Genomic DNA, 18,659 nt, shown 5'->3' with positions numbered 1-18,659 from the left:
ATGCGCCCCGAGCTCGCTCTGGTACCGGGCGAGCCCGCCGGGATCGGCCCGGAGCTGTGTGTCCGCCTCGTCCAGCAGCCGCGTGAAGATTGCCGGCTGCTGGCCTTCGCCGACCCGGACACCCTGCGCGCGGCCGCGGCCGCGCTGAACCTGCCCCTGCAACTGCTGCCCGAGGACGCCGAAGCACGCGTCCCGGGCGATCTGCGCCTGCGCGCCGTCCGCAACGCGGCGCCCAGCCACTTCGGCCAGGCCGATCCGGCCAATGCGAGCGCGGTCATCGGTGCCCTGCTCGGCGCCGGCCAGGCCTGCCTGTCCGGTGAGCTGCACGGTGTGGTGACCGGCCCGGTACACAAGGCGGTCATCAACGAAGGCGGCATTGCCTACAGTGGTACCACTGAACTGCTGGCCGACCAGGCCGGAGTGAAGGTGGTGATGATGCTGGCCAATCACATTGTCCGCGTGGCCCTGGCCACCACCCACCTGCCGCTGCGCGAGGTGGCCGATGCGATCACCGCGCCCGGCCTGGAACACACCCTGCGTACGGTGCATGCCGCGCTGCGCCGCGAGTTCGGCCTGCCTGCGCCGCGCATCGCGGTGCTCGGGCTGAACCCGCATGCCGGCGAAGACGGCCATCTGGGACGCGAGGAACTGGACCTGGTCATCCCCCTGCTGCAGCGCCTGCGCGCGGAGGGCATGGACCTGGTCGGCCCGCTGCCGGCCGACACCGCCTTCCTGCCGGCCAAGCTGGCCGGCTTCGACACCGTGCTGGCGATGTACCACGACCAGGGCCTGCCGGTGCTGAAGTATTCCGGCTTCGAGCAGGCGGTGAACCTGACTCTGGGCCTGCCCTACCCCCGCGTGGCGGTCGACCATGGCACCGCGCTGGACCTGGCCGGCCGCGGCATCGCCGATCCTTCCAGCCTGCAGGCGGCAACGACGCTGTGTGCGCAGCTGGCGCGGCAACGTACACTGAGCGCATGAATTCCCCGCATTCCCCCTCCGGCCCGGTGTTCACCGCACCGGCCAAGAAGCAGCTTGGCCAGCATTTCCTGGCCGATCGCCACTACATCGACAAGATCGTGATGGCGGTCAATCCGAAAGATGGTGACCGCCTGGTTGAAATTGGTCCAGGCCAGGGCGCCATCACCCTGCCGCTGCTGCGCGTGCACCCGAAGCTGACGGTGATCGAGTTCGACCGCGACCTGATCGCGCCGCTGACCGCCGCCGCCGAGCCGCTGGGCGAGCTGACCATCGTCCACCGCGACGTGCTGCGCGTGGACTTCACCGAACTGGCCGATGGCCAGCCGATCCGCCTGGTCGGCAACCTGCCCTACAACATCTCCTCGCCGATCCTGTTCCATGCGCTGGAGCATGCCGCGGTGATCCGCGATATGCACTTCATGCTGCAGAAGGAAGTGGTCGACCGCATGGCGGCTGGCCCCGGAAGCAAGGTGTATGGCCGCCTCAGCGTGATGCTGCAGGCCTACTGCCAGGTGACCTCGCTGTTCGTGGTGCCGCCGGGCGCGTTCCGGCCGCCGCCGAAGGTCGATTCCGCCGTGGTGCGGCTGGTGCCGCGTGACCCGGCCTCGATCAGCATCAACGACCACACGCGCTTCGCCGAGGTGGTCAAGGCCGCCTTCGGGCAGCGCCGCAAGACGCTGCGCAATGCCCTGAACAATGTAGTGTCCGCCGAGCAGTTCATCGCTGCCGGCGTGCGTCCCGATGCCCGCGCCGAACAGCTGGACGTGGCCGAATTCATCGCTTTGGCCAATGCCTCCTGATTACACTGCCGGTATGGAAGACGCTGACGTATATGCCATCTCCGTCGAAGTTGCGCCGCGCTTCCTCGACGATCAATCCGCACCGGAAGACGGTCGCTTTGCGTTCGCCTACACGATCCGCATCCACAACCAGGGGCGGGTCGCCGCACGCCTGGTCGCACGCCACTGGCGCATCACCGATGCCAATGGCCGTGTCGAGCATGTCGATGGGGACGGGGTGATCGGCGAGCAGCCGCGGCTGCGCCCCGGTGAAGACTTCCGTTACACGTCCGGTGTCATGCTGGGAACCGATCACGGGACCATGCAGGGGCACTACGACATGGTCGCCGACGATGGCACCGAATTTGCCGCGCCGGTCGCACCGTTCGTGCTGGCCGTGCCGCGTACCCTGCACTGACACGGAGGCCGAACGATGAGTGTGTGGGCGATCGGCGACCTGCAGGGCTGCTACGACGTTACCCAGCGGTTGCTGGAGAAGATCCGCTTCGACCCGGCGCAGGACACCCTGTGGTTCTGCGGCGACCTGGTCAACCGTGGTGGCCAGTCGCTGGAGACGCTGCGGCTGGTGCATTCGCTGCGCTATCACAGCGTGGTGGTGCTGGGCAACCATGATCTTTCGCTGCTGGCCGTCGGTGCACGCACCGAAGAGGAGCAGCGCAAGGTCAACCCGGACCTGCTGCGCATCGTGCAGGCCGAGGACCGCGACGAACTGCTGGACTGGCTGCGCCTGCAGAAGCTGGTGCATGTGGATCGCGAGCTGGGCTGGCTGATGGTGCACGCCGGCCTGGCGCCGAAGTGGACCACGCAGATGGCAGAGAAGCACGCTGCCGAAGTCGAGGTGCAGCTGCACGGCGCCGGCTACCGCAAGCTGTTCCGCAACATGTACGGCGACAAGCCAAGTTGGGCGCCGAACCTGTCCGGCTACGACCGTTCGCGCGCGATCATCAACGTGCTCACCCGCATGCGCTACTGCACCCCGCGCGGGCGCATCGGCATCGAGGACAAGGGCACCCCCGGCACGCAGGAACAGGGACTCTACCCCTGGTTCGAAGTACCGGGCCGGGTCGAGCGCGACCTCAAGATCGTCTGCGGCCACTGGTCGGCGCTGGGCCTGACCATCACCCAGGGCGTGCACGCCATCGACACCGGCGCAGTCTGGGGCGGCAAGCTGACCGCGATCCAGCTCGATACTGACGAGCTGCGCGTGGTGCAGGTGCCGGGCCGCGATGTACCGGCACCCGTACCCCACGCCCGCCCACCGGCGCGACCGGCGCACGAGCGCCCCTCCACTGCGGTGCAGGGCAAGGAACCGGGCGGCGGCAACGCCGCTGCTGCCAACCCGGGCAACCGTGGTCCGCGCCGTCGTCGCCGTCGAGGTGGTGGCGGTGGGGGCTCCGGTGGACCTCACAACAACGGCGCCGCGCCGCAGGCATGACGCGACGCGGCTGGGCACCATGGAGGGTGCTGCTGCTGACGCTAGCCCTGGCCAGCGGCTGCCAGCCTGCTTCGGCCCCGGCTCCCACCGGCGGCGGAAACGCCGTCCCCGCGCGTTCGCAGGCACAGGCGCCTTCGCCGCCACTGGTGGCTGCAGCGCGCGCGCAGATCGGCGTCACCACCCGTTACGATCCCGCCTACCAGGTCCTGTCCTATCCTGGCGGCGACGTCCCGCTTGATCGCGGCGTGTGCACCGACGTGGTGGTGCGCGCCCTGCGCAGCCAGGGCCTGGACCTGCAGGCGCGCGTGCATGAAGACATGCGCGGCAACTTCAGCGCGTATCCCGCGATCTGGGGCCTGTCACGGCCGGACCGCAACATTGATCATCGACGTGTGCCGAACCTGATGCGCTGGTTCGAACGGCAGGGCTGGCAGCAACCGATCACCGCCCTCGCCACCGACTATGCGGCCGGTGACATCGTGGCCTGGAAGCTCAACGGCAACGGTCTGCTGCATGTCGGCATCGTCTCCGACCGGAGGCTGGCCAATGGCACACCGCTGGTGCTGCACAACATCGCACGCGGCACGCGTGAAGAGAACCTGCTGTTCCAGCACGCGATCATCGGGCACTACCGGATGCCGTAGGCCCCTGTAGTGCTGGGCCATGCTCGGCTACGGGAGGGGTCAGGCAACAGCAGCCGAGCATGGCTCGGCTCTACAGGAAACCATCCTCAGCGGCGCACGTAATGCACGAAGCGGAACGCATAGGCGTGGCGGTCATCGGCCGGGTGCGGCTCGCTGCTCACTTCCCGCCAGTCCTGCACGTCCACCTCGGGGAAATGGGTATCCGCGGGGACTTCGGCATCCACCCAGGTCAGGTACAGGTCGCTGGCCTGGTCAAGCAGCTGACGGAAGATCTCGCCGCCGCCGATGATGCACAGCTCGCTGGCGCCCTCGCCTTCGGCAATCGCCTTCGCCTCGTCCAGCGACGCCACCGCGCGCATGCCCGCGAACGGCACCTGGCCGCTGCGGGTCAGCACCAGGTTGGTCCGCCCCGGCAGTACGCGGCCGATCGACTCGGCCGTCTTGCGCCCCATCAGGATCGGCTTGCCCAGGGTGAGCGCCTTGAAGTGCTTGAAATCATCCGGCAGATGCCAGGGCATCGCATTGCCCTGGCCGATGCCACGGTTGCGGTCCAGCGCCACGATCATCGAGAGCTTCATGGCACTCACACCGCCACCGGCGCCTTGATCGCCGGGTGCGGGTCATAGCCATCGATGCGGATGTCGTCGAACCGGAAGCCGAACAGGTCGGTCACCTCCGGGTTCAACCACAGCTTCGGCAGCGCGCGCGGTTCACGCGAAAGCTGCTCGCGCGCCTGCTCGAAGTGGTTCGAATACAGGTGCGCGTCGCCCAGCGTATGCACGAAGTCGCCCACCCCCAGGCCGGTGGCCTGCGCCACCATGTGGGTCAGCAGCGCATAGCTGGCGATGTTGAACGGCACGCCGAGGAAGATGTCGCCGCTGCGCTGGTACAGCTGGCAGCTGAGCTTGCCGTCCACCACGTAGAACTGGAACAGGTTGTGGCACGGCATCAGCGCCATCTGCGAAAGCTCGCCCACGTTCCAGGCGCTGACCACCAGCCGGCGCGAATCGGGGTTGCGCTTGATCTCGTCCACCAGCCACTGCATCTGGTCGATCTCGCGGCCATCGGCGGTGGCCCAGCTGCGCCACTGCCTGCCGTAGACCGGGCCGAGGTCGCCGTTCTCGTCGGCCCACTCGTCCCAGATGCGTACCTGGTTGTCTTTCAGGTAGCCGATGTTGGTATCGCCCTTCAGGAACCACAGCAGCTCGTGGATGATCGAGCGCAGGTGCAGTTTCTTGGTGGTGACCAGTGGGAAGCCGTCGGCCAGATTGAAACGCATCTGCCAGCCGAACACGCTGCGGGTACCGGTGCCGGTACGGTCGCTCTTCTCGGCGCCGTGCTCGAGCACGTGCGAGAGCAGGTCCAGGTAAGCCTTCATGCCTTGCCCTCGGCAGCCACCGGCAGCTGCGGCTGCAGTACCGGCGCGCGGCGCGACATTACCAGTAGCACCAGGCCGAAAGCGATCAGCGGTAGGCTGAGGATCTGGCCACGGGTCAGCCAGTCGAAGGCCACATAGACGCCGTTGTCGGGCATGCGTACGAATTCGACGGCGAAGCGGAACAGGCCGTACATCAGCGCGAACAGGCCGCCGACCAGGTAACGGTGGCGCGGCTTGGCCGACACCGTCCACAGCACCACGAACATCACCAGGCCTTCCAGGAACGCTTCATACAGCTGCGAGGGATGGCGGGCGAACTGGTTCAGCGCGCCGGTGGCGAACTGCGCCTGCAGGGTCGCGTGGTCCAACTGGTTCAGCGGCGCCGGCAGGCCCGACGGGAACACCACGCCCCACGTGCCGTCGGTGTACTTGCCCCACAGCTCGGCGCCGATGAAGTTGCCGATGCGACCAAAACCCAGGCCCAGCGGTACCAGCGGCGCCATGAAATCCATGGTGTCGAAGAAGTGCAGCGCGTGCTTGCGCGACCACCACCAGCAGGCACCCAGCACGCCCAGCAGGCCGCCATGGAAGCTCATGCCGCCGTCCCACACCTTGAACAGCAGCAGCGGGTTGTGCAGGAAATCCCCCAGCGCGTAGAACAGCATGTAGCCGATGCGGCCGCCCAGCACCACGCCGAGCATGGCGTAGAACAACAGGTCGGAGAAGCCGTTGGCATCGACGCCCGGCAGGCGCCCGGCGGCGATGCGCGTGCGGCCCAGCAGCCAGGCCGCAGTGAAGCCGAGCAGGTACATGATGCCGTACCAGTGCACCTTGATCGGCCCCAGCGAGAGGGCGATGGGGTCGATGTCGTGGAAATAGATCATGGAAGGTGCCTTGCGGTTGAACGCCTATTCTCGGGCCAGTGCCGCCCCGGCTCAACCAAGGAGCTGGGGCGAGTTCGGCAACGCGTCATCGTTCGACCGGGTCGAGGCCGGGAAGTGCCCTTCGATCAGGCTGGAGACCTCGTCGATGGCATCCTGCAGCGCTTCCACCGGATTGGAACCACGCAGGCCCTCGCGCAGATGGGTGCAGACCCGCTGCCACTGCGCCGGGCTGACCCGGCCATGCAGGCCGCGGTCGGCGACGATCTCGATGGCATGGTCGGCCAGCAGCAGGTAGATCAGCACGCCGTTGTTGTGGGCGGTGTCCCAGGTGCGCAGGCGTGCGAAGGCATGCTCGGCGGCCTGCCTCGGGGTGACCTTGTGCCACAACGCGGCCAGCGGCAGATCAGCCTCCACCGCAAACATCACCTGACCGCCGTGGCGCTGCTCACCGGCCGCGATGGCCTCGGTGATCGCCTGCAGCGTGGCTGGCGGGAACGCGCGACGTACCGACGGCGAACATACATGACGGAACAGACGTTGGATCATCACCAGCCTCCCGAAGCGCCACCGCCACCGGAACGGCCACCGCCGCCGCCCCAGCCGCCACCACCGCCGAATCCACCACCACCGCCGAAGCCGCCTCCCCCGCCCCAGCTGCCACCGCCCCAGCCACCACCGCCGGCAAAGCGCCCCGGATGACCGGACAGCATCGCCACGATCAGGCCGACCACGCCGGCCAGGCCACTGGCCAGCAGGGTGGAGGTGAACAGGAACGCCGCCAGCGCCGCACCGGCACCGCCGAGCAGGCCGCGCAGCGGTCGCGGCACGCGCGCGAACACGCCGCGCAGGATGCTGCCGGCGAACACACCGATGAACAGCGCCAGGAACCAGGTATCGCCGCCGCCACCCGGCTCGCGCCCACGATGACCACTGACCGGTGCCGGCAGCGTTTCGCCATCGATCAGCTTGACCAGCACGGCGGTGGCATCGGTGATGCCCCCGGCGTAGTCGCCGGCGCGGAAACGCGGCACCAGGTATTCCTGGATGACCCGGTTGGCGATGGCATCGGGAATCGCGCCTTCAAGACCGTAACCCGGCTCGATCCGCACGCGCCGGTCGTCCTTGGCCACCACCAGCAGCACGCCGTCATCCACGCCCTTGCGGCCGATCTGCCACTGGTCGAAGACCCGCGTGGTGTACTGCGCGATGTCCTCCGGCTGGGTGGTGGGTACCACCAGCACCTGCAGCTGGCTGCCCTTGCGCTGTTGCAGGTCCAGCGCCTGCTGCACCAGTGCCTGCTTCTGCGCAGCCTCCAGCGTGCCGGTGGTGTCGACCACGGGCGAATCCAGCGCCGGAATCGGCGCCAGCTGCTGAGCCTGTGCCGCCAGCGGGAGCCACAGCAGCAGGGCCAGCAGCGCAGTGGCCAGGCGCATCGGTCAGTGGCCCGGCTGCGTTGCCGGCTGCTGCTGCGGCGCGTTGCCGAAATCGACCGCCGGCGCGTTGGAGATCTGCGCTTCGTTGTCCACCGTGAAGTTCGGCTTGGTCTTGTAGCCGAAGATCTTGGCGGTGATCACCTGCGGGAACGAGCGGATGTAGGTATTGTAGTCCTGCACCTGCTGGATGTAGCGGCCGCGGGCAACGGTGATGCGGTTCTCGGTGCCTTCCAGCTGGGCCTGCAGGTCGCGGAAGTTCTGGTCGGACTTCAGCACCGGATAGTTCTCGGTCACCACCAGCAGCCGCGACAGCGCGCTGCCGAGTTCACCCTGGGCCTGCTGGAACTGCTTGAGCGAGGCTTCGTCATCGGCGTTGACGTTGATCTGGCCGACACGCGAGCGGGCGTTGGTGACTTCGGTCAGCACGCGCTCTTCCTGGCTGGCGAAACCTTTGACGGTCTGCACCAGGTTGGGCACCAGGTCGGCGCGGCGCTTGTACTGGTTGAGCACTTCGGACCAGCTGGCCTTGACCGCCTCGTCCTTCTGCTGGATGGCGTTGTAGCCGCAGCCGGACAACAGGGAGGCCAGCAGCATCAGGGGCAGGACACGGGTGAACAGGCGCATGGCGGAGGTTCCGGGTGGGCTTGGCGCCGAGCATGCCATGGTTTGGGTGAAAGACCGGCCATCGGGCGCCGCCCCCTCCGCGGTGTGGTCCAGCCAGCTCGGGGTGGGCCGGGTGGGTGGATCGGCTGGGGGCCGCTGCAAGTACGTCCATGTAAGCTGTCGCCGCATCCATGCGGCTCACGCCCCCAGCCGACCCACCCTCCCGGCCACGGACAATTTCCTGCGCACCGCGGGAAGATCAAAAGAAAAATCAAAAGCAAAAGCCGGTTCTTCAGGCATTCGGGTCGACCAAGGTCGACACCTACCAGAGCGGAACGCCGTTACGACAGATCGCGGGAATCTGTCGAAGGCGGGGTGGGTCCGGTTGAGGGGGCGTGAGCCGCATGGATGCGGCGACCGAGCTTACATGGACATACTTGCAGCGTCCCCCTCAACCGGACCCACCCCGCCAACCCACGGAATGCAGGCTTTTGCCGTTGACGTTGACGTTGATTCGGCGGGTGCAGGGCTGCAAGCCCTGCCGGAAACCCTCCGCCCTCAGCAGGCCTCAGCCACCGCAGTGCGGCTACGCCCCAGCCATGCCAGCAGCAGGCCCGACGCGGCCAGCAGGCCACCGGCCACCGGAATGGCGGCGTAGCCCAGGCCCAAGCTGATCACCGCACCACCCAGCGCCGCACCCACCGCATTGCCCAGGTTGAATGCACCCACGTTGATCGACGACGCCAGGCCCGGCGCCTCGCTGGCCACCTGCATCACCCGGATCTGCAGCGGCGGCACGAGGGCGAAGGTCGCCGCACCGAACAGCAGTACACCCAGCGCCGCGGTGGCGTGGCTCATGAAGGCCAGCGGCAGCACGAACATCAGCACCGCCAGGGCAGCCAGCAGGATACGGGTGGCGCCATCGAGCGACCAGTCAGCCATGCGTCCACCGATGCCGTTGCCGAGGGTGAAGCCGATGCCGATCAGGGCCAGCGACACCGCGATGAAGGCATTGGAGGCGCCGGTCAACTCGGTCAGCACCGGTGCGACGTAGGTGTACAGCGTGAACATCGCACCCGCACCAAGCACGGTGGTGGCCATGGCCAGCAGCACCTGCGGCTGCAGGATCGCCTTCAGTTCGCGGCGCACGTCCGGGCGCGGTCCCGGCGCGGACGCCGGCAGCGCAAAACCCAACGCAGTGATCGCGATCAGGCCCAACGCCGCAGTACCGGCGAAGGACAGGCGCCAGCCCAGCTGCTGGCCGACCCAGGTCGCCAGCGGCACGCCACCGATGTTGGCAATGGTCAGGCCCATGAACATGGTGGCCACGGCAGCAGCCTGCTTTTCCTTCGGCACCAGGCTGGCGGCGACCACCGCACCGATGCCGAAGAAGGCACCGTGGTTGAGGCTGGTGACCAGGCGCGACAGCAGCAGCAGCCCGTAGTTCGGCGCCAGCGCGGACAGCAGGTTGCCGACCACGAAGATCGACATCAGCAGCATCAGCGCGGTGCGCTTGCCGAAACGCCCCATCAGCAGGGTCATCACCGGCGCGCCCAGCATCACGCCGACGGCATAGGCGGTGATCAGCATGCCCGCAGTGGGGATGCCAACGCCGACGCCGTCGGCGATGACCGGCAAAAGGCCCATCGGGGCAAACTCGGTGGTTCCGATGGCGAAGGCGCCAACGGCAAGCGCCAGCAAGGCGGCTCTGGAATTCATGGGGGGGTCCTGGGGGCGGGAATCGGGAGTGCGTAGCCTGCGCGCTTTGCTGCGCCGGATTAAGCCTCGCCCCGGGAAAACACTGTTGATCCTCGTTCACAAGTGGAGGCCGGAACGCAGCCACAAGTGCAAAAACCGCGGTTCCGGTGTTGAGCCGAGCCCATGCTCGGCTGCTTCCTGCCGGTCAGCCGAGCACGGGCTCGGCTCTACAAGGCAGAACGAAGAACCCCCGGCGTTGGCCGGGGGTTCGGGGTCATGCGCTTACCAGTCGCCGGCACCCGGCACGTGGTGCTCGCGGGCGCGGCGGCGCATCAGCAGGTTCAGCCACTCCACCAGCACCGAGAAGCCCATCGCGGCGTAGATGTAGGGCTTGGGAATGTGCACGTCCAGGCCATCCAGGATCAGCACCGCACCGATCAGCAGGATGAAGGCCAGCGCCAGCATCTTCACGGTCGGGTTGGCGTCGATGAAGCGGCCCAGCGGGTTGGCGGCCAGCAGCATCACCGCCACCGACAGCAGGATCGCGGCGACCATCACCGGCACGTGGTCAGCGATGCCGACCGCGGTGATCACCGAGTCCAGCGAGAACACGATGTCGATGACCGCGATCTGCGCGATCACGTAGCCGAACACGGCCGAGGTCTTGGTCGTGCTCGGATCTTCATCCTCGCCACCGGTGATCATTTCCTTGATCTCCATCCAACCCTTGATGATCAGGAACAGGCCACCAACGATCAGCACCAGATCGCGGATGGAAATGCCCATGCCGGCCACGGTGAACAGGTTCGCCTGCATGTGCGCCAGGTACGCCAGCGATACCAGCAGGCCGATACGGGTGATACAGGCCACCGCGATGCCGAGCCGACGCGCGAACGGGCGGCGGTGCTCTGGCAGCTTGCTGACGGCGATGGAGATGAACACCAGGTTGTCGATGCCGAGCACGATTTCCAGCGCGCTCAGCGTGAACAGGGTCAACCAGACATTCGGATCGGCAAGAAACTCAAGGGACATGGGAAGTCTTCAACAAGGGGGAATGAGGGATCAGCCGTATTTGCCGGCCATTGCATGCGGGACCACGACCAGCGCCCAGCACAGCAACACGTTCATCATCAGCACGAACACCGCCGCCGAGCCCATGTCCTTGGCGCGGCCGGCCAGCTCATGGATCTCGCTGCCGTAACGTTCGATCACCGCTTCGATGGCCGAGTTGGCCAGCTCCATCGCCAGCACCAGCAGCATCGAGCCGATCAGCAGCGCGCGTTCGACCGGCGTCTGGCCCAGCCAGATCGCGATCGGCGTCAGCAGGATCAGCAGGTAGACCTCAAGCCGGAACGAGGACTCGTACAGCCAGGCAGCGCGCAGGCCCTGCCAGGACCAGCGGGCGGCCTGGAAGATACGGCGCGGGCCGCGCGGCAGGTGGCCGAACTGATCAGCCACGGGTGGAATATCCAGCAACGGGGACGCGGCGCAGCGACCGCTCAGACGCACGGCAGGGAATCATGGGTGCACAGGAATAGGCAGATGGCGGCCATTTTGCCACAAGGCCGCCAACCGCAGCCCGCGCCGGCCCGCTGAACGGCCTGCCAGGGGCAAGCAACGGCCCGGGCATGCTCCTATGATGGATGCCCCCTTGCCTGCTGGAGCGCCTGATGTCCCGTCGCCGTACCTGCCTGCTGATGCTGGGCCTGCTGACTGCCGCACCGCTGGCCCAGGCGCTGAGCCCGGCCAAGTCGCCGCGGGTGCCCGAACAGGTCTCCAACGTGGCCTGGGCCGGCGACATGGCCCGCTTCGCCGGCGCCGACCAGTCCAACCCGCCGCCGCGCGGTGGCATCGAGTTCATCGGCAGCTCCTCGATCCGCTTCTGGGAGAGCCTGGCCACCGACTTCCCTGGCCAGCCAGTGTTCAACCGCGGCTTCGGCGGCTCTGAAGTGCGCGACAGCACCTGGTACGCCGACCGCATCGTGGTGCCCTACGCGCCCTGCAAGGTGTTCTTCTATGCGGGCGACAACGACCTCAACAGTGGCCGCAGCCCAGTGCAGGTGCGCGACGACGTGGTTGCCTTCGTGCAGCGCGTGCATCGCGACCTGCCGAAGACCAGGGTGGAGTACCTGTCGATCAAGCCGAGCCCGTCGCGCGCGCACCTGCTGCCGGCGATCAACGAGGCCAACACGCTGATCAAGGCCGCGCTGGCCAAGCTGCCCAATACCGGCTTCACCGACATCTACACGCCGATGCTCGGCGCCGATGGTCAGCCGGACGCGACGCTGTTCCGCGAGGACATGCTGCACATGACCCCGGCCGGCTATGCGATCTGGACCAGGGCGCTGGCGCCGAAGGTCAACTGCAACTGAGCAACCCCATCCACGCATGGCGTGGATCTACTGCGGATCGCGGGAAACTGTCGAAGGCGGGGCGGTGTGGGTTTGCAGGACCGTTGGCGCCATGGATGGCGCCATCGAGCCCCCATGGACGGGTTTACGGCGTGTCCTGCAAACCCATACCGCCCCGCCATTCCACGGAATGCCCGCTTTTGATGTTGATGTTGCCTCGGCGGGTGCCGGGCGCAGCCCGGCAAAATCCCTCTACCGGAAGATCACCGTGGCCTCGGTGCCCTTGCCCGGCTCGCTGGCCAAGCTGACCTTCCAGCCGAAGCGGTCGCACAGCCGGCGCACGATCGACAGGCCCAGGCCGGTGCCCTGCGGGCGGCTCGGCTCGGCGCGGTAGAACGGTTCAAACGCGCGCGACAGCGCCTCGGCGGACATGCCGATGCCGGTATCGCGCACCACCACCCGGTCATTGAGCACGTGCACGTCGATACGCCCTTCGTCGGTGTAGCTGCAGGCATTGCGCACCAGGTTGCTGACCACCACCTGCAGCACCCGCGGCGGTGCGTGCAGCTGTACCGGGCCTTCGCCGTGCAGGTGCACCGATACGGGCCGGTTGCCCAGCAGCTCGTTGGCGTTGTCCACCTCGTAGCGAACGATGTCGTTGACGTCGAACAGCTCGATCTGCGGTTCGACATCGGCCTCGCGGGCCAGGATCAGGAACGCGTCGATCACCGCTTCCATGTCACGGCCTGCACGCTGGATGCGCTGCAGGCTGCGGCGCAGGCGCGGCTGCAGGGTTTCATCGCCCAGGGCCATGTCGCTGGCCACGCGGATGACGGTCAACGGCGTGCGCAGCTCATGGCTGGCATCACGGGTGAAGTTGCGCTCGCGCGCCACGTGCGCGCTGACCCGGTTGGCCAGTGAATGCAGTGCGGCCGCCAGCTGGCGGGTCTCGCCCTGCATGTCCGCCGGCAGCTTGTTCGGCTCCAGATCGGCCGCTTCGGGGTGGCCCGGGTCCCAGCGCGAGACGCGCCGCGCCAGCCAGTTCACCGGCGACACCAGTCGTTTGGAGGCACGGTAGGTGACCCAGCTGGCGCCATACACCGCCAACAGGGTCAGCAGCACCGGCACGATGCCGAACCAGAACGCCAGCATCTCCGCGCGCGAGCGCAGGAACACCAGGTACAGGCGACCGGCAGGGCGCACGTCGACCAGCACCAGCTGGTCGTCCTGGGGCAGCTCGTGGAAGCCAGGCTCCAGGGTGCGCAGGTTGGCCGGCAATGACAGTGCCGACTGCCCGCTTTCCAGCAGGTAGCCGCGGATGTTGTGGGTGTTGGGCGGCGGCTGCACCGGCGACGCCTCGTGCAGCGTCCAGTAATAGGCCGCTTCCTCGCGCAGGGCGGCGCCGACCAGGCTGTGCTTGATCACCAGCGAGACCAGCCAGGCACCGAGCAGGATGCCCAGGCTGGCCAGGACTGCCTGCAGGATGAAGGCGATACGGATCTTGCGCGGCAGGCCGTGCGGCATTGCGGGGTCCCGGTCAGAGCGCTGCGATTATAGGCAGCGCACTGCGCCGTAGTCGTGCACGGACGCTGACCGGCGGCAACGCCGGCCGGTCATCCGTGCCCGGTGCGGGGTCGTTGCCCGGCCGGGCCTGATGCTGCACAGGCCGGGCCCCGATCAGGCCATCGGCTGGGCAATATCGGCAATGCGGTAGCCGGCGCTCTGCACGGTGTGCAGCAGCGGACGGTCGAACGGCTTGTCGATGATCTTGCGCAGGTTGTACAGATGGCTGCGCAGGGTGTCCGAATCCGGCAGGCCATTGCCCCAGATCTCGCGTTCGATCTCCTGGCGGGTGACCACGCGCGGCGATTCGCGCATCAGGATGGTCAGCAGGCGCAGGCCGATCGGCGACAGCTGCAGCTCGGTGCCGGCACGGGTAGCCCGCATGCTGACCGGATCGAGGACCAGGTCGGCGACCTTCAGCACCTCCGAACCGACCTGGCGGCGTTCGCGACGGATCAGCGCGCGCAGGCGGGCTTCCAGCTCCTGGATCGCGAACGGCTTGGTCAGGTAGTCATCGGCGCCGAAGCCGAGGCCGGTGAGCTTGTCGTCCAGCGTGTCGCGTGCCGTGAGCATCAGCACCGGGGTGGACTTGCGCGCATCGTTGCGCAGGCGACGGCACACTTCGATGCCGTCCAGGCGCGGCAACATGAGATCGAGCACCACGACGTCATAGCTGTTCTCCGCCGCGAGGCGGTAGCCATCCAGGCCGTCCTGTGCATAGTCGACTTCGAAGCCGCGACCTTCCAGGTATTCCCCGATCATCTCGGAGATGTTGCGGTTGTCTTCGACCACCAGCACCAAGCCGGAGGTCTCCTTCGTCTGACGCATGTGATTCCCTCTAACTTCAGCTTTGTGAAACATGCCGGATCGACGGTGGACGCGATGTGAAGTTCCGTCAAGAGGTACACAAACGGTTCAGAGCAGCGGCCTGAGCAGCGGCCAGACGTTGTCCAGCACCTTCGGCTGCGCCTGCGCCGTGGGGTGCAGGCCGTCGGCCTGCATCATGCCCGGCTGCAGGGCGACGCCCTCCAGCAGGAACGGCAGCAGCGGCACCTTGTACTGCGTGGCCAGCGCCTTGTAGGCCGCGGCCAGGCGCTGGCGGTAGGCCGGTCCGTAGTTGGGGGGCACGTCGATGCCCAGCAGCAGCACCTTGGCGCCGGCCTTCTGGCTGGCCTGCACCATTTTTCCCAGGTTGCCCTGCACCTGCGCCGGAGTCAGCCCGCGCAGCGCGTCATTGCCGCCCAGCGCGATCACCACCACGGTCGGCTTCTCCCTGGCCAGCAGGCCCGGCAGGCGGGTCAGCGCGCCGGCGGTGGTTTCCCCGCTCATGCTGGCGTTGACGATGCGCGCCGGGGTTTTCGACTGCTGCCTGACCCGCTGTTGCAGCAAGCTGACCCAGCCGGCGTCGGCAGGGATATTGTGGGCGGCACTGAGGCTGTCGCCGAGCACCAGCACGGTGCCGGCCGGACCTTTGGCACAGGCCAGCCCCGGCAACAGCAGGAACCCTAGCAGCAGCACCATCATCGCGCCGGCTCGCCGGCTCCATCCCGTCTTGCGCATTGGAGTCTCCTCATCGACAGCCTGTCCCCCCGCAGCGCGCCCGTCGCCATCGCCGTCGACCAGGTCGGCAAATCCGTGCAGGGCCCGGAGGGTGAAGTCCACATACTGGACAACATCACCCTGACCGTCCATGAAGGCACCAGCGCGGCCATCGTCGGCGCCTCCGGTTCGGGCAAGACCACCCTGCTCGGCCTGCTGGCCGGGCTGGACCTGCCCAGCCGCGGCCGCATTGCGCTGTCGGGCCAGGACCTGGGCGGCCTCGATGAAGAGGCGCGGGCCCAGCTGCGCGCGCGCGAGGTCGGCTTCGTGTTCCAGAGCTTCCATCTGCTGCCGGCGCTGACCGCCGCCGAGAACGTCGCGTTGCCACTGGAGCTGGCCGGGCGCGAGGATCGCGCGCGGATCGACGAAGTGTTGGCCCAGGTCGGCCTCTCCCATCGTGCCCGCCACTACCCGCGCCAGCTGTCCGGTGGCGAGCAGCAGCGCGTGGCACTGGCGCGAGCCTTCGTCACCCGCCCGCGCATCCTGTTCGCCGACGAACCGACGGGATCGCTGGACCATGCCACCGGCCAGCACGTCAGCGACCTGCTGTTCGAACTCAACGCCGGCAGCGGCACCACCCTGGTACTGGTCACCCACGACCTGCGCCTGGCGCAGCGTTGCCAGTACATCCACCGCATCGATGACGGCCGCCTGCTGCCGGTCGAGCGTGGGGCACAGGCATGAACGTGCTGCGCCACGCGTGGCGCGCATTGCGCCGCGAGGCGCTGGCCGGCGACCTGCTGACGGTGTTCGCCGCACTGGTGCTGGGCGTGGCGGTGATGACCGCGGTGGGCACGCTGGTGAACCGGGTCAACCTGGCGCTGACCGGCAGCGCGGCGGAAATGCTCGGTGGCGATCTCGGCATCGCTGGGCGTGATGACCCGCCGCAGGCATTCGCCGACGAGGCACAACGGCGTGGACTGGCCTACACCCGCATCGCCAGCTTCGGCAGCGTGCTGTTCCATGGCGAGGCCAGCCAGATGGCGAGCATCAAGGCGGTTCAGGCGGGCTATCCACTGCGCGGCACGCTGCGGGTACGGGCCACGCCCGGCGGGGCGCTGATCGCAGACGCCGGCATGCCGCCCAAGGGCCAGGCCTATGCCGACCCACGCCTGCTGCAGGGGCTCGGGCTGAAGGCCGGCGATGATCTCGAGTTCGGCGCCGGCACGCTGCGCATCGCCGGCATCATCGAGGCCGAGCCCGACACCGGTGGCGACCTGCTGACGCTCTCCCCCACCCTGCTGGTCAACCGCGCCGACGTGGACGGCACGGGACTGCTCGGCCCGGGCAGCCGCATCAACTACCGGCTGATGTTCGCCGGACCAGCCGATCAGGTTGCCGCGCTGCGCCAGTGGTTGCTGCCGCAGGTGAAAGGCCTGCGCCTGCTGAGCGTGGATGACACCCAGCGCGGCGTGCGCCAGGCCTTCGACCTGGCCGGCCGCTTCCTCGGCCTGAGCGCGCTGCTGGCGGTACTGCTGGCCGGCGTGGCCACGGCGCTGGCGGCCAACCGCTTCGCCCTGCGCCGCATCGACCAGGTGGCGATCCTGCGCTGCCTGGGTGCGCGCCAGCGCGACATCCTGCTGGGCCTGGCACTGCAGCTGCTGATGCTGGCGGTGCCGGCCTGTGCGCTCGGCATCGGCCTGGGCATGGCCGCGCAGGAAGGCCTGGTGCAGGTACTGGGCAGCCTGGTGCCGCAGCGCCTGCCGTTGCCCGAGGCGATGCCTGCGCTGACCGGCGCCGGCATCGGCCTGCTGCTGCTGTTCGGCTTCGGCCTGCCGCCGCTGCTGCGCCTGCGTGGGGTGCCGCCGATGCGCGTGCTCAACCGTTCCTTCGCCGCCCTGCCGCCGGCGTCACTGCTGGCCTATGTGGCAGCGCTGGCGGCCAGCCTGCTGCTGGCGGTACAAGTCACCGGCGACCTGAAGCTGGCGCTGTGGGTGCTGGGCGGCCTGGCCGCGCTGGCGCTGGCGGCCGGTGCGGTCGGCTTCGTGCTGCTGCAGCTGCTGCGCGGCCTGCAGCACCGCCTGCATGGCAACTGGCGGCTGGGCCTGGCCGCGCTGACCCGGCGCCGCCTGCTCGCGGTGATGCAGCTGGTCGGGCTGTCGCTGTCGCTGTGCGCGTTGCTGCTGCTGGCAGTGACCGGCCCCGGCCTGCTGCAGCAATGGCGCGAGCGACTGCCTGCGGATACGCCGAATTACTTCCTGATCAACATCCAGCCCGAGCAGCGCGACAGTGTGCTGGCCGCATTGCGTGGACTGGGCGCCGGCGACGCCAGCATCGAACCGATGGCGACCGGCCGCCTGATCGCGATCAACGGCAAGCCGCCGCTGCGCGTAGACCGCGAGCCAGGACAGGACGGGCAACCGGCCCAAGGCGGCCAGCGCGATGACGATGACGAGAACCGGCCACTGAATTTCAGCTGGCGCAGCACCTTCCCGCCGGCCAATACGCTGGTCAATGGCACGTTCTGGAAAGCCGACAGCACCGCGCCGGAAGCTTCGGTGGAAATCGGCTGGGCCAAGCGTTACGGCGTGTACCCGGGCGATCGCATCACCATTGCAGTGGGCGAGCAGGAACGCGAGTTCGCCGTCACCAGCGTGCGCAAGGCGGACTGGAACACCTTCCGGCCGAACTTCTTCGTGTTGCTGAACCCGAATGCGGTGGGCGACACCCCGCACAACCTGCTGTCGGCCTTCCATCTGCCGGCCGGCAAGGCGGCGGGCCTGGGCGAACTGGTACGCGCGCAGCCGAACCTGTCGCTACTGGACGTGGATGCGGTGATCTCGCAGGTGCGCGATGTGATGGAGCGGGTGGCGCAGGCGGTGCAGCTGGTGATGGTGTTCAGCCTGCTGGCTGGTGTGCTGGTGCTGCTGGCCGCGCTGCAGGCCACCGCCGGCGAGCGTCGCTACGACAGCGCGGTGCTGCGCACGCTGGGCGCGACCCGGCGCCAGCTGCGCGGCGCGGTACTGGTGGAGTTCGGCGCGCTGGGCACGCTGGCGGCGATGCTGGCAGTGGGCGCGGCCGCTGCGATCGGCGTGGCGGTCTCGCAGAAGGTGTTCGAGCTTCCATTGCTGCCGCCGTGGCCGGGGCTGCTGATCGGCGGCGTAGTCGGCATCGGCTTGAGCCTGTTGGCGGGTTGGTGGGGTACGCGGGCGATCCTGCATACGCCGCCGGCACTGGCGTTGCGTGAGGCCTGAGGCGGTTGCGCCTCCGGATGGCGTGCCGAGCAAGCCCGGCCCCACCGGCAGCCGGTGGATGCGGTGCCGGGTACGCCCGGCACCCATCTCCATCGC

General features: G+C 68.1%; 20 protein-coding genes. 8 read left to right on the top strand and 12 right to left on the bottom strand.

The genetic code is table 11. The features are described 5' to 3' along the window. Genes pdxA through ACUDTM_RS15960 form a run of 5 tightly spaced genes read left to right on the top strand, consistent with a single transcriptional unit; the run spans nt 1 to nt 3,860 of the window. Entirely contained in the window at nt 1-981 is a 981-nt protein-coding gene (gene pdxA / locus ACUDTM_RS15980; protein WP_445391408.1) for a 4-hydroxythreonine-4-phosphate dehydrogenase PdxA, read from the top strand. Beyond that, the gene (gene rsmA / locus ACUDTM_RS15975) at nt 978-1,781 is read left to right on the top strand and encodes a 16S rRNA (adenine(1518)-N(6)/adenine(1519)-N(6))-dimethyltransferase RsmA (protein ID WP_061478350.1); all 804 of its coding nucleotides are present in this window, start codon (nt 978-980) and stop codon (nt 1,779-1,781) included. The genes pdxA and rsmA overlap by 4 nt, the downstream gene beginning before the upstream one ends. A 13-nt stretch (nt 1,782-1,794) precedes the next feature. Continuing rightward, on the top strand, nt 1,795-2,178 hold the full coding sequence (gene apaG, locus ACUDTM_RS15970; RefSeq protein WP_008268668.1) for a Co2+/Mg2+ efflux protein ApaG: 384 nt from the start codon (nt 1,795-1,797) through the stop codon (nt 2,176-2,178). Nucleotides 2,179-2,193: 15 nt separating this feature from the next. Beyond that, complete coding sequence (locus tag ACUDTM_RS15965; protein WP_353080556.1) at nt 2,194-3,216, top strand: symmetrical bis(5'-nucleosyl)-tetraphosphatase; 1,023 nt, start codon at nt 2,194-2,196, stop codon at nt 3,214-3,216. Continuing rightward, a complete protein-coding gene (locus tag ACUDTM_RS15960) occupies nt 3,213-3,860 on the top strand; it encodes a DUF1287 domain-containing protein (protein ID WP_088496060.1) in 648 nt (215 codons plus the stop codon). Before ACUDTM_RS15965 ends, ACUDTM_RS15960 begins: the two co-directional genes overlap by 4 nt. An 86-nt stretch (nt 3,861-3,946) precedes the next feature. Here ACUDTM_RS15960 and ACUDTM_RS15955 read toward each other — a convergent pair whose 3' ends face one another. The 9 genes from ACUDTM_RS15955 to ACUDTM_RS15915 form a co-directional block, all read right to left on the bottom strand. After that, nucleotides 3,947-4,438 carry a dihydrofolate reductase gene (locus ACUDTM_RS15955; RefSeq protein ID WP_072167883.1) on the bottom strand — a complete coding sequence of 164 codons (492 nt, stop codon included), beginning with the start codon at nt 4,436-4,438 and terminating at the stop codon, nt 3,947-3,949. A 5-nt stretch (nt 4,439-4,443) separates the two neighbouring features. Next, nucleotides 4,444-5,238 carry a thymidylate synthase gene (locus ACUDTM_RS15950; protein ID WP_061478354.1) on the bottom strand — a complete coding sequence of 265 codons (795 nt, stop codon included), beginning with the start codon at nt 5,236-5,238 and terminating at the stop codon, nt 4,444-4,446. After that, the gene (gene lgt / locus ACUDTM_RS15945; RefSeq protein WP_334272103.1) at nt 5,235-6,122 is read right to left on the bottom strand and encodes a prolipoprotein diacylglyceryl transferase; all 888 of its coding nucleotides are present in this window, start codon (nt 6,120-6,122) and stop codon (nt 5,235-5,237) included. Before lgt ends, ACUDTM_RS15950 begins: the two co-directional genes overlap by 4 nt. A 51-nt stretch (nt 6,123-6,173) precedes the next feature. Further along, the gene (locus ACUDTM_RS15940; RefSeq protein WP_005415340.1) at nt 6,174-6,668 is read right to left on the bottom strand and encodes a TPM domain-containing protein; all 495 of its coding nucleotides are present in this window, start codon (nt 6,666-6,668) and stop codon (nt 6,174-6,176) included. Next, nucleotides 6,668-7,555, bottom strand: a complete 888-nt coding sequence (locus ACUDTM_RS15935) for a TPM domain-containing protein (protein ID WP_334272105.1) — start codon at nt 7,553-7,555, stop codon at nt 6,668-6,670. Before ACUDTM_RS15935 ends, ACUDTM_RS15940 begins: the two co-directional genes overlap by 1 nt. Nucleotides 7,556-7,558: 3 nt before the next feature. Then, the gene (locus ACUDTM_RS15930; protein WP_151355479.1) at nt 7,559-8,179 is read right to left on the bottom strand and encodes a LemA family protein; all 621 of its coding nucleotides are present in this window, start codon (nt 8,177-8,179) and stop codon (nt 7,559-7,561) included. A 537-nt stretch (nt 8,180-8,716) separates the two neighbouring features. Further along, entirely contained in the window at nt 8,717-9,877 is a 1,161-nt protein-coding gene (locus ACUDTM_RS15925; RefSeq protein WP_072167879.1) for an MFS transporter, read from the bottom strand. Between the two features lie 261 nt (nt 9,878-10,138). Next, nucleotides 10,139-10,888 (bottom strand): TerC family protein, encoded by a 750-nt coding sequence (locus tag ACUDTM_RS15920; RefSeq protein ID WP_072167878.1) that lies wholly within the window; start codon nt 10,886-10,888, stop codon nt 10,139-10,141. Between the two features lie 30 nt (nt 10,889-10,918). Next, nucleotides 10,919-11,314 carry a diacylglycerol kinase gene (locus ACUDTM_RS15915; RefSeq protein WP_072167877.1) on the bottom strand — a complete coding sequence of 132 codons (396 nt, stop codon included), beginning with the start codon at nt 11,312-11,314 and terminating at the stop codon, nt 10,919-10,921. Nucleotides 11,315-11,526: 212 nt separating this feature from the next. On the opposite strand from ACUDTM_RS15915, the gene ACUDTM_RS15910 reads away from it, so the two are divergent. Continuing rightward, nucleotides 11,527-12,228 carry an SGNH/GDSL hydrolase family protein gene (locus tag ACUDTM_RS15910; protein WP_252745287.1) on the top strand — a complete coding sequence of 234 codons (702 nt, stop codon included), beginning with the start codon at nt 11,527-11,529 and terminating at the stop codon, nt 12,226-12,228. Between the two features lie 231 nt (nt 12,229-12,459). Here the strand turns inward: ACUDTM_RS15910 and ACUDTM_RS15905 are convergent, their stop codons facing one another. The 3 genes from ACUDTM_RS15905 to ACUDTM_RS15895 all read right to left on the bottom strand — a co-directional run bounded on the left by ACUDTM_RS15905 (nt 12,460) and on the right by ACUDTM_RS15895 (nt 15,330). Then, nucleotides 12,460-13,731, bottom strand: coding sequence for a sensor histidine kinase (locus tag ACUDTM_RS15905; RefSeq protein WP_005415333.1), 1,272 nt, complete (start codon nt 13,729-13,731; stop codon nt 12,460-12,462). A 153-nt stretch (nt 13,732-13,884) separates the two neighbouring features. After that, on the bottom strand, nt 13,885-14,598 hold the full coding sequence (locus tag ACUDTM_RS15900; RefSeq protein WP_002811889.1) for a response regulator transcription factor: 714 nt from the start codon (nt 14,596-14,598) through the stop codon (nt 13,885-13,887). 87 nt (nt 14,599-14,685) lie between these two features. Next, nucleotides 14,686-15,330, bottom strand: coding sequence for an arylesterase (locus ACUDTM_RS15895; RefSeq protein ID WP_061478363.1), 645 nt, complete (start codon nt 15,328-15,330; stop codon nt 14,686-14,688). 75 nt (nt 15,331-15,405) lie between these two features. Between ACUDTM_RS15895 and ACUDTM_RS15890 the strand changes: the two genes are divergently transcribed. Continuing rightward, nucleotides 15,406-16,053, top strand: a complete 648-nt coding sequence (locus ACUDTM_RS15890) for an ABC transporter ATP-binding protein (RefSeq protein ID WP_353080555.1) — start codon at nt 15,406-15,408, stop codon at nt 16,051-16,053. Then, a complete protein-coding gene (locus ACUDTM_RS15885; RefSeq protein ID WP_111007866.1) occupies nt 16,050-18,563 on the top strand; it encodes an ABC transporter permease in 2,514 nt (837 codons plus the stop codon). The genes ACUDTM_RS15890 and ACUDTM_RS15885 overlap by 4 nt, the downstream gene beginning before the upstream one ends. The last annotated feature ends 96 nt before the right edge of the window (nt 18,564-18,659 follow it).

It is taken from the genome of Stenotrophomonas maltophilia group sp. vghtpe118, assembly GCF_052605195.1.
Note: the sequence above shows the minus strand (reverse complement) of the source record. Positions and strands in the feature narration are given on the sequence as shown.